This is a genomic window from Bartonella sp. TT119HLJHH (assembly GCF_042193385.1).
Taxonomy (GTDB): domain Bacteria; phylum Pseudomonadota; class Alphaproteobacteria; order Rhizobiales; family Rhizobiaceae; genus Bartonella.
Genome location: NZ_JBHILS010000035.1, coordinates 1 through 5,378, shown reverse-complemented (window position 1 = coordinate 5,378; position 5,378 = coordinate 1). Strand labels below are relative to the sequence as shown.

1 pseudogene is annotated in these 5,378 nt (G+C 40.3%); it reads left to right on the top strand.

Going from position 1 to position 5,378, the window contains the following annotated elements:
* Positions 1 to 5,378: pseudogene (locus ACFIJL_RS08440) on the top strand (hypothetical protein); the annotation flags it as partial.

Genomic DNA, 5,378 nt, shown 5'->3' with positions numbered 1-5,378 from the left:
TTTCTATTAGATGGAGAAATTTCTAAAGGTTCGACAGAAGCGATCACGGGCAATCAGCTTTATTCAATGAATCAGACATTTGCGACCTATTTTGGTGGAGGTGCAGGTTATGATAAAGATGGACAATGGAAGGCTCCAAATTTTGTGATCAAGAAAGTTGATGCGGAAGGTAAAGAAAGTGAGGAAAGCTACAATAGTGTAGCGGAAGCCTTTGCTGGAGTTGCGAGTTCTATCACGAATGTTCATAATGATGTAACCAATGTTGTCAGTGATAGTCTTGCCAAGCAGGATGATAAGACGAAAGTTATCACTATTGGTACAGAAGTAGAAGGTACAGAAGTCAATATTGCAAATAAAGACAAAAAAGACCGGATACTTTCAGGTGTTAAGGCAGCAGAGAATGACAATGAAGCAGTCAATAAAGCGCAGCTTGATGCAAGTCTGAAGGATCTTTCTAACAATCTTCAGTCAGAAGATTCAGCGGTTGTTCTCTACGATAAAAAAGAAGATGGAATAGTTGATTATAAGAGCGTAACTTTAGGTAAAGGTAAGGATGCAGGAGCAGTTGCACTGCATAATGTAAAAGATGGTGCCATTGGTGAGAGTTCACATGATGCGATTAATGGTAGTCAGATCAACGCAATTTCTCAGGATTTAGCCAAGTTTCTTGGTGGTGATGCGGCGTTTAATAATGGCGCGTTTACAGGACCGACTTACAAGTTATCCAAGGTTGATACAGCTGGTAATATAACAAACGGCTCTTTTGATAATGTTGGTAGTGCATTTACTGGTCTTGATGAGAATATTCAGAATGTTAATGCACGGATTAAAGAAGTTTCAGAAGGGGTAGCACAGGATTCTTTGTTATGGAATGATGAAGCCAATGCGTTTGTAGCGCGTCATGAGAAGAAGCAAGAAGAAAAAGGCAGAGCTGTAAGGACACAAGAAAACAGTAGAATTACGTTTCTAGCAAATGGTGAGATTAGCGCTAAATCAACAGATGCTGTTACGGGTGGTCAGCTTTTTGAAGCGAATGATAAGGTTGCTACTTATTTAGGGGGAAATGCAGCTTTTAATAATGGTGCGTTTACAGGGCCGACTTATAGTTTATCGGAGATTGATAAAGCTGGTAATATAACAGCCAAACCTTTTACCAATGTTGGTTCAGCTTTTGAAGGACTTGATGATAATATCAAGAATGTCAATCAGAGGATTAAGGAAGTTTCTGAAGGAGTCGCACAGGATTCTTTGAATTGGAGTAATGAAGCCAATGCCTTTGTAGCTCTTCATGGGGAAGGTAAGGACAGAAACAATAGCAAATTGAAGTTTCTTTTAGATGGAGAAATTTCTAAAGGTTCAACAGAAGCGATCACTGGCAACCAACTTTATTCGATGAATCAAACAGTTGCGACGTATTTTGGTGGAGGTGCTGGCTATGAAGATGGAAAGTGGAAAGCACCAACTTTTGTAATCAAGAAAGTTAATGCAGAAGGTAAAGAAAGTGAAGAAAGTTATAAGAGTGTAGCGGAAGCACTTTCTGATATTAGTAGTTCTGTCACGAATGTTCATAATGATGTAACTAACGTTGTCAGCGATAGCCTTGTCAAGCAGGATAACGAAACGGCTCCTATCACTATTGGTAAGGAAACAAATGGCACTGTAATCAATGTTGCAAACAAAAGCGGTGTGAAACGAGTTATTTCTGGTGTAGAGGATGCAAAAGATAATAATGATGCCGTTAATAAGGGGCAGCTTGATGCAAGTCTGAAGGAACTTTCTACCAGCCTTCAGTCTGAAGATTCAGCTGTTGTTCATTACGATAAAAAAGACGGTGATAATAACACTATAAATTATGCAAGCGTGACTTTAGGTAAAGGTAAAGATTCTGCTGCTGTAGCACTTCACAATGTTGCTGATGGTCAGATTGCCAAGGAGTCACATGATGCGATTACGGGTGGACAGCTTCATACCATTACAGATGATTTGTCAAAGATTTTAGGTGGCGATATATCCTTTGATGGCAAAAACTATAAAGGACCAAAGTATGACTTATCGACAGTTTCTAAAGACGGTAAGGTAACAGATAAACCGTATGAAGGTGTAGATACTGCCTTTAAAGGACTTGATGAGAATATCAAGAATATTAACGATCGTATTAAGGAAGTCTCAGAAGGAGTAGCACAAGATTCTTTATCATGGAGCAAGGCTGAAGGTGCTTTTGTCGCCTTGCATGGAGAAAAAGAAGGTGCAAAGACAAACAGCAAGATTAAGTTCCTTGCGGCAGGAGATATTACGAAAGAATCGACAGATGCAGTAAATGGCTCCCAACTTTATTCCTTAGGAAAAGATCTTGCATCGTACTTAAACGGTGATGCTAAGTATGAGAAAGATCAATGGTTGTTGCCTAGATTTAAAGTTACACACCTTAAAGAAGATGGCGCATCAGAAGAAGCTGAGTACGATAGTGTTTCAGAAGCTCTTTCAGGTGTTGGTAATTCTTTCACGAATGTGGTTAAAGACTTTAATGACAAAGTCACGAATATTACTCAGGAAGTTCAAGGCAATGCGCTGTTGTGGAATGAAAGTGAAAAAGCCTTTGTAGCGGCGCACGGGGAAAAGGAAAGCAAGACGAACAGCAAGATCACATCACTTGCGGCTGGCTCTATAGTATCAGGCTCGAGTGATGCGATTACAGGTGGACAGATTTATGATTTGCAAAAACAGTTTGCTGGCTATTTTGGTGGTGGTGCTGGTTATAATGAGAAAGGCGAATGGCAAAATCCGGATTTCCAAATTCAGACTTTCAGCAATGATGGTATGAAAGGTGATAAAAAGAGCAGTAATAATGTTGCAGGTGCGTTTAATGACATTAATGACAGCATGAGCACTATCAACGATCGTATTAAGGAAGTTTCAGAAGGAGTTGCACAAGATTCTTTATCATGGAGCAGGGCTGAAGGTGCGTTTGTAGCGACGCATGGAGAAAAAGACGGTGAGAAGACAAACAGCAAGATAACGTCGCTTTCAAATGGGGATATAACTAAAGACTCAAGCGATGCCGTAGCGGGTAACCAGCTATATGCTTTAGGTAACAGTGTTGCGCAGTCTTTAGGTGGTGATGCTAGTTATGCCGGTGGCTCTTGGACAGCTCCAAGTTTCAAAGTTAAGACCGTTAATGAGGATGGTACTAAAGTTGAAGAGAAGAAGTATGATACTGTATCGGAAGCATTTTCTGGTGTAGGAACATCTTTTGAGAATCTTCAAAAAAAGTTTATCCAAAACAACATGGAAGTTACTGAAAATATTAAGCAGAATGCATTGTTGTGGAGTGATTCTGAAAAGGCATTTGTGGCGACACATGGAGAGGGTGATGAGAAAGGCAACAGTAAAATTAAGTTTCTTTCCAATGGAGAGGTTTCTGCAAGCTCAAGTGAAGCGGTCAATGGTTCTCAGCTTTTTGCGACTAATCAAAATGTAAGCAGTGTATCTAACAATCTTGAAACAACAGCTACGAATATAGCTAAATCCTTTGGCGGTGGTGCTGAATATAAAGAAGGTCATTGGAGTGCTCCAAGCTTCAAAGTTAAGATCGTCAAAGAAGATGGCAGTGCTGTTGAAGAGCAAAGTTATGATAATGTTGCCAAAGCGTTTACTGGTGTAGGGGCTTCATTCACGAATATTCACAAAGAGCTTAAGAATGAGATTAATAAAGTTGTAGGAGATAGTCTTGTTAAGTTTGATGACACGACAAATGTAATCAAGCTTGGTGGTGAAAAAGAAGGTGCGAGCATCAGTATTGCGGATAAGGAAAGCCAAGATAGAATACTTTCAGGTGTTAAGACAGCGACAAGGGATAATGAAGCAGTTAACAAAGGTCAGCTTGATGAAAGTTTAAAGGATCTTTCTACCAGTCTTCAGTCGGATGAATCGGCTGTTGTTCACTATGATAAACAAGGTGATGATAATAGCAGCACTAATTATGCGAGTGTGACTTTGGGTAAAGGTAAGGGTTCTACACCTGTAGGTTTGCATAATGTTGCCGAAGGTCAGATTAGTGAGAATTCGCATGATGCGGTTAATGGCGGTCAGATTTCTAAGATTTCTCAGGATATTGCGAAATACTTAGGTGGAGGTACAAGCTTTAAAGATGGTACTTTCACGGGTCCAACCTATAAATTATCCAGTGTTGATGCAAAAGGCGAGGTAGTAGAAAAATCCTATGGTGATGTTGGTTTAGCCATTGAAGGTATTGATACGAATTTCAAGAATGTGAATAACAACCTAACGAATAAGTTTAATGAACTTACTGAAAACATCACAAATATTACTCAGGAAGTTCAAGGCGATGCGCTGTTGTGGAATAAGGACGCAGAGGCGTTTGTAGCGACGCATGGAGAGAAGGAAAGCAAGAGTAAGATTACATTTCTTTCCAATGGAGAGGTTTCTGCAAGCTCAAGTGATGCGGTCAATGGTTCTCAGCTTTTTGATACGAATAAGACTGTTGCAACTTATTTAGGTGGTGGCGCTGAATATAAGGAAGGTCAATGGAGTGCTCCAAGCTTCAAAGTTAAGATCGTCAAAGAAGATGGCAGTGCCGTTGAAGAGCAAAGTTATGATGATGTTGCCAAAGCGTTTGCTGGTGTAGGGGCTTCATTCACGAATATTCACAAAGAGCTTAAGAATGAGATTAATAAAGTTGTAGGAGATAGTCTTGTTAAGCAGGATGATGCTACGAAGGTAATCAAGATAGGTGATGAAAAAGAGGGTAGTGCAATCATAATTTCAAACATGAATGGTGATACACGTAGTCTCTCTGGCGTGAAAGCTGGAACACTTTCTGAAGGCTCGACAGAAGCCGTGAATGGTTCTCAGCTTTATTCCTTGAATCAGACGCTAGCGACGTATTTTGGTGGTGGAGCTAGCTATGAAGATGGTCAATGGGTAGCGCCTACATTCAAAGTTACGACATTTAATGATGATGGTAGTCCAGAAGAGCATAGCTATCCCAATATTGCTGAAGCGTTTGCTGGTGTAAGCAATTCATTTACAAAGCTTCATAATGAGATTTCAGACAATATTGAGCAGAATGCGTTGTTGTGGAGTGATGAAGACAGTGCGTTTGTAGCGCTTCATGGGAAGGGAGATAAAAGAAGTAAGAGCAAACTGAAGTCAGTTTTAGATGGCGATATTTCTGAAGGTTCGACAGAGGCGATTACGGGCAATCAGCTTTATTCCTTGCATCAGACGCTAGCGATGTATTTAGGAGGAGGAGCTAGCTATGAAGGTGGCGAATGGAGGGCTCCAGAATTCAAGGTTGCACAATTCAATTCTGATGGTAGTTCGTCAGAAAAGAAGATCTATCATGATGTAGCAGGAGC